Genomic DNA, 5826 nt, shown 5'->3' with positions numbered 1-5826 from the left:
GGTGGCGGGCCGGGTGCTGATGGCGCCGGTGTTGCCGCTGCTCAGTGACGCGGCCGATCAGCTGGCGGCGACGGTGCGGCGGATCGCGGGGACGGGCGCGCGGGCGGTGGAGCCGGTGGTGCTGCGGCTGCCGCCGGGCACGCGCGGGTGGTATCTGGAGTGGCTGGGGCGGGCCCATCCGCAGCTGGTGGCCCGTTATGAGGAGTTGTACGACCGGTCGGGGTTGCCGTCGGCCGATTACGAGCAGCGCATCACGGGGCAGATCGCTCAGTTGTGCCGGGTGTACGGGATGGAGTGCGGCCCGGTGGTGGCGCAGCGGCGCGAGCCGCGGGTGGCGCAGCTGGCGCTGGTGTAGCGGGGCGCTCTGGGGCGGGTTCGTGCGGTCATCGGCCGGGTCCGCCGGACGGGGGCTGTGGTGCGTCCGGCCCGCCGCCGCCGGGTCTGGCGTGGCATGCCGTGGATGGCCGTTTCTCGCGGGCTTCGCCGGAGGGTTCGCAGGGTGAGTGCGGCGCCCCGGGGCGAGCAGGATCATCGCCATGCCTGAGCCGGCGGTGATCGTCCCGGCGTCGGCCAGGTGCGTGAGGGGTCCTGAGGCGAGCGCGCCGGCAGGTGATGCGGTGAGCAGGACGGCGCCGCGGGTGGTGAGCAGCGCGGCGGGCGCGCGATCTTGCAGGAGGGTGAATGGCGTGCGGGTGTCTGAATTTCGACACGTGCGCGCTGCTCAATCCATCGATCGACGTCCCCTGACCCAGGGACCGCACGCGCTGCGGGTGCTCGTCACCCCGGGGATGCCGGGGTGCGCGCCACTCCCCCGGGTGGTCAGGTGGGGGCCGGGGTGGAGCGGACGGCGAGGTGGTCGAGGGAGACGCCCAGCACGTCGGCCAGCGCGGCGATGGTGAAGAACGCCGGAGTGGCGATCCGGCCGGTTTCGATCTTGCGCAGGGTTTCGGCGGACATGCCCGCCGCGGCGGCGACCTCGACGATGCTGCGGTCGCCTCGGGCTTGGCGCAGCAGCTGGCCGAGATGCTCGCCGCGCAGGCGTTCGTCGGGGGTGAGAGGAGGTCGCACCATGAAGCTCATTCTACACCCATGGTATACAAATACCGGTATTGTTATCGCCATCCATGATGGGCCACCGGATGGAACCAGCGGGCAAGCCGCGCCACCCGATGCCGCGCCACCCGAAGTCAGCGACGCCGGGCGCTGGTCATGACAGCCGGCGGCGGGCGGCCGGCGGGCGCCGGGAGGCTTCGCACGCGCTCGGCATGAGCACGGCGACCAGGCGGGGCGGCAACCCGGGCCGCGCGACGGTGAACACCCCCCGGTTCGCGGGAAGCCGCATGGGCGCGGCGCTCATGATGCGGCGGACTACGTACGTAGAGCTTCTAGGTACAGATATGGGGATTTGTCCCGTATTGGAGGTTTAGAGCTGATGTGAGGCTGGACACGTGTTCACGCAACCGGGGGAAAGGACCAACGTGACCACCATGTGCCAGCGATTCACGCCAGGCGACACATCGCGGGAGCGACCCGGCTGGCGCCTGCCGTCCTGGAACGGCCTGCTCACCGTAGGACACGAACTGGCGCTACGCGCCGGATGGACCGGACAGGAGCGCACGATCACCTGGACGATGGCGGCCCGGCCCTCGGCCGTACGCACCGCACGCCGCCTGACCGCGGCCCGGCTGTCGGCCTGGCAGCTGGACCAGGCGGCCACCGCCGCCGCCGAGCAGCTGGCCGGCCGGCTCACCGACGACGCCCTCACCCGGGGCGCCGAGAAGATCGGACTGACGCTGACGGCCGAGGACGGCCTGCTGCGCTGCGAGATCAGCGAGCACGGCACGCCGCCCACCGGCGCGCGGCCCTCCCGCGGCGTCGCCGCGCTGCTGGAGCAGCTGGCGTGTTGCTGGGGCGCCGCCGGCGCCACCGTCTGGTTCGAACTGCGGCTCACGCCGCACGCATGATCGACACGAACGACAGGAGTCACCGCCACCGTGCGCAGGATACAGATCCGCACCACCAAGAAGCCCCGAACCCCGCAAAGCCTGGACCTGCGGACCCCGTCAGGGCGGACACTGCCGTACTGACCACCTGCCAGCCGGAACCAGCGGTCACCATTCCCTCTTTGGCCGGTTCCGGCCCCCATGCCGCCGAAGACCGGAACCGGCGCCTCACGACAGGGCGTCGCCGTCGGCGCGGGCCTGCTCGCCCACCCACACCGCGATCTGGGAGCGGGAGTTGAACCCGAGCTTGGTCAAGATGTGCTCGATGTGCCCCTCCGCGGTGCGCTGAGCGATCACCAGGGACGCCGCGATCTCCTTGTTCGTCATCCCCTGCGCCACCAGCTGCGCGATCTCCCGCTCGCGGCGCGTCAGCGCCGCCTGCTCCCCCCTGGCCTCCGGCGCCTCCTTCGGATCCGGCCCGCCCGGCTTGTCCTCCTGCAGCGCGTACGCCACCGCCTCCTCGTAAGGCAGCCGGGCGCCCCGCCGGACCGCCGCGGCGAAGGCCGCCTCCCCCAGTGCCTCTCGCACGCGCGCCTGGCACTCCTCGTGGTAGCCGGCCAGATGCCCGTACCCCGACAGCGGCGCCCCCACCAGGCTCCACACCGTCTCCAGCACGCCCAGCAGCCGCCCGGCCCGCTCGTGCAGGCCCTGGGTGGCGGCGATCCACGCCAGCACCTCGATCGTGATCCCCACACCCAGCAGGTCGCCCAGCGACCGGTTGAACGCCAGGCTCTGGCGCTCCAGCTCCGTGGCGCGCGGCAGATCCCCCTGCCGCCACACCTCTACCCCCAGCGCCATCATGGTGTACGCCTTGTGCCAGCCATCCCCGTGGGCGTCGCACACCTTCAGCGCCTGCTCGGCCGCGTCGATGGCGGCGTCGGACTCGCCCACGAACGAGCGGGCCAGCGACAGCCGGATCAGCGACAACGCCAGCCCCACCGGATCGCCGGTGCCGCGGTGGCGTTCCAAGGCATGCTCGTAAGAGACGATCGCGTCCCGGGGACGCTCCTGGAACATGGCGACCATGCCGGTGAACAGCTCGGCGTACCCGAGCAGCGACTCATCGCCGAGACGCTCGCCGATGCGGTGGCACTCCTCCAGCATGGCCCGGGCGGCCGGCAGGTCGGCCTGGATGACGGCCAGCCAGCCGCCGGCCCACAGCGCGCGGCCGCGTACGTCGTCAGGTGAGGTAACGGCGGCCAGACCCCGCTCCAGCCAGGCCCGTCCCTCACCTAGGTAATAACTGGTGATCCAGTGATACAGCAGATCGGTGGCCACGCTCAGCCCGATCGCGGCGTCCGCCGGCGTCGCCAGCCAGCCGTCCAGGGCGCTGCGCAGGTTGGCGTGCTCCAGCTGCAGCCGGTTGAACCAGGCCACCTGCTCCGGCCCGAACACCTCCGCACGGGCGCGGCCCGCCAGGTCGCGATAATAAGCGCGATGCCGCCGCCGCAGCCGCGCTTCCTCGCCGCGCTCGCACAACCGTTCGCGGCCGTACTGGCGCAGCGTGTCCAGCATCCGGTAGCGGACGCCGCCCGGATGGTCTTCTCGAATCAGCACGGACTTGTCCACCAGGCCGATCACCAGGTCGAGGACGTCCTCGCGGTCGATGCCCGTCCCGGAGCAGACCGTCTCGGCCCCCTCCAGGTCCAGGCTCCCCGCGAACACCGAAGCGCGATGCCATAGCAGCCGTTCCTCCTCCGAACATAGGGCGTGACTCCAGTCGATCAGGGCGCGCAACGTCTGGTGGCGCGGCAGCACCGCCCGCGACCCGCCGGTCAGCAGCCGGAACCGGTCGTCCAGCCGTTCCAGCAGCTGCTCGGCCGACAGGGCGCGCAACCGCACGGCGGCCAGCTCGATCCCCAGCGGCAGGCCGTCCAGGCGGCGGATGATGCCCGTGACGACGTCGCGGTTGTCGTCGGTGACGGCGAACGACGGCAGCACCGCGCGGGCCCGCTCGGTGAACAGCTGCACCGCGTCCGTCTGCGTCAACGTCTCCAGCGGCGCCCCGTCCCCGTCGGGCAGCGGCAGCGGCGTCACCGGCACCGCGTGCTCGCTGGCGATGCCCAGCACGTGCCGGCTGGTGGCCATGATGCGCAGCTCGGGCGCCGCGCGCAGCAGCGTGTCGGCCAGCACCGCGCATTCGTCGACCAGGTGCTCGCAGTTGTCGAGGATCACCAGCGTCTGCTTGTCGCGCAGATGGTCGGCCAGCACCTGCAGCGGCGGGTCGGTGCTGTGGTCGCGGATCTCCAGCGTCTCGGCCACGGCGCGCGCCAGCATGCCGGGATTCTCCAGCGCCGCCAGCTCCACCAGCCACACACCGTCGCGGAAGGCGCGCCGCACCTCGTGGGCCACCCGCAGCGCCAGCCGGGTCTTGCCGACGCCGCCCGCGCCGGTCAGCGTGACCGCCCGGGAGACGGACAGCAGCTGCCGGACTTCGGCCACCTCCTGCCGACGTCCCACGAAACTCGTCACCTCGGCCGGCAGGCCGCCACTGTTGTGCTGCCCCCGTGAGGCACTCGTCGTCACCGTAGTCATGGCGCCTTCCACGACACGGCCGGCGAGTCACCATGGCGCACCGACCCCGTCGTCGACCCCCAGGTTATGTCCCGGCCGTTTTCCAGGGCAGTTCACGCCAAAAACCCACAGGAAGTTTTCCCCTCCCATGGGCATGCGGCAACCCGCCCTTGACTGGCCGGTGGGGGGCGCGTGGCACGGATCGCGAGGGTGAATCCATGCCACGCGCGCCGGCCGGCGCCCTAACCGCGGCGCACCGGACAGCCCACCGGGCGGGCACATGCGCGTGAGCAGGGGAACCTCACACGTCCACGGCCGCCGGCACCGGCAGCTCGAACCACACGACCTTGCCGCCGCCCGTAGGGGTGCTGCCCCAGCCGGACGACAGCGCCTGCACCAGGCACAACCCGCGCGAGCACTCCTCGTCGTCACGGGCGTGCCGCGCGCGGGGCAGGCACGGGCTGGCGTCCTCGACCTCGCAACGCAGCCGGCCGCCCACGGCCGACACGCTCAGCCGCACCAGCCCGCGCGCGTGCGCGACGGCGTTGGTGACCAGCTCGCTGACCAGCAGCTCCGCGAACTCGCAGGCATGGTGCAGATCCCAGTCGGCCAGCTGCGCCCGGATGGCGTGCCGCGCCTGCGGCACCGACAGGTTCGCCGAGGAGAACGTCCACGACGCCGTCAGCACAGCCGGCCGCGCGACCGGCCGCGCGACCAGCAAGGTGCTGCCGCAGGCAGGCGTGGTCATGCCGCGGCCAGGACCGGCGCGGGCCTGACGCTGCGCCCGTCCGGCAGCAGCTCGCCGGTGTCGTCGAAGAACACCACACCGTTGCACAGAAGGCCCCAGCCCTGCTCAGGGTGGTAGGCGACCAGCCGCGCGGCCTCGCGGCCGGCGGCATCAGCGGGCGGACAAGGAGGCAGATGCTGGCACATGACGCGAATCCTCAAACTTTCTGATTCCCTCGCTCCCCGCCTTTCGCGGGTCACACGTTCAGAATGCCTCCACACCCACCCCGAGAAGCAGGTGAGAAATCCCCATATAGGTACCTACATCTCGAACGTACGTAGAGGCCGCCCCCCAGCCGGAGGACGGCCCCGTCACCCGAGCGTCAGCCGGCCGCCCGCACCGGCTGCCGCAGCACCGTCCGCGGATCCGGATCGTCGAACGCCGTCAGATACACCTCATGATGCATCCCACCGGCCACCAGCCCCCGCCCGGCCATGAACTCCTCCATCACCTTCAGCGACACATGCTCCTCACTGAACGGGCCCGCGTGAACCGCCTCCACACTGCCTCTTATACACATCT

Annotated in this window: 6 protein-coding genes and 2 pseudogenes; 2 read left to right on the top strand and 6 right to left on the bottom strand. The window is 71.7% G+C overall.

The genetic code is table 11. The annotated features are described in order from the left end of the window. Positions 1-355: pseudogene (locus tag ETD86_RS52055) on the top strand (radical SAM protein); the annotation flags it as partial. A 464-nt stretch (positions 356-819) separates the two neighbouring features. Here ETD86_RS52055 and ETD86_RS52050 read toward each other — a convergent pair. Further along, positions 820-1071 (bottom strand): helix-turn-helix domain-containing protein, encoded by a 252-nt coding sequence (locus tag ETD86_RS52050; RefSeq protein ID WP_138674013.1) that lies wholly within the window; start codon positions 1069-1071, stop codon positions 820-822. A 136-nt stretch (positions 1072-1207) separates the two neighbouring features. Continuing rightward, the gene (locus ETD86_RS56410) at positions 1208-1357 is read right to left on the bottom strand and encodes a hypothetical protein (RefSeq protein WP_170223767.1); all 150 of its coding nucleotides are present in this window, start codon (positions 1355-1357) and stop codon (positions 1208-1210) included. Between the two features lie 121 nt (positions 1358-1478). Here ETD86_RS56410 and ETD86_RS52045 point away from each other — a divergent pair, with 121 nt between their 5' ends. Next, positions 1479-1964, top strand: a complete 486-nt coding sequence (locus ETD86_RS52045; protein ID WP_138674012.1) for a hypothetical protein — start codon at positions 1479-1481, stop codon at positions 1962-1964. A 207-nt stretch (positions 1965-2171) separates the two neighbouring features. Here the strand turns inward: ETD86_RS52045 and ETD86_RS52040 are convergent, their stop codons facing one another. The 4 genes and pseudogenes from ETD86_RS52040 to ETD86_RS52025 form a co-directional block, all read right to left on the bottom strand. Further along, positions 2172-4538 (bottom strand): ATP-binding protein, encoded by a 2367-nt coding sequence (locus ETD86_RS52040; protein WP_138674011.1) that lies wholly within the window; start codon positions 4536-4538, stop codon positions 2172-2174. 280 nt (positions 4539-4818) lie between these two features. Next, positions 4819-5265, bottom strand: coding sequence for an ATP-binding protein (locus tag ETD86_RS52035; RefSeq protein ID WP_138674010.1), 447 nt, complete (start codon positions 5263-5265; stop codon positions 4819-4821). After that, the gene (locus ETD86_RS52030; protein WP_138674009.1) at positions 5262-5450 is read right to left on the bottom strand and encodes a DUF5999 family protein; all 189 of its coding nucleotides are present in this window, start codon (positions 5448-5450) and stop codon (positions 5262-5264) included. Before ETD86_RS52030 ends, ETD86_RS52035 begins: the two co-directional genes overlap by 4 nt. A gap of 176 nt (positions 5451-5626) precedes the next feature. Further along, positions 5627-5826 (bottom strand): annotated as a pseudogene (locus ETD86_RS52025) (hypothetical protein); the annotation flags it as partial.

This window comes from Nonomuraea turkmeniaca, assembly GCF_005889735.1.
GTDB lineage: Bacteria > Actinomycetota > Actinomycetes > Streptosporangiales > Streptosporangiaceae > Nonomuraea > Nonomuraea turkmeniaca.
The sequence above is the reverse complement of the archived record's forward strand: the minus strand, read 5'-3'. Positions and strand labels throughout refer to the sequence as shown.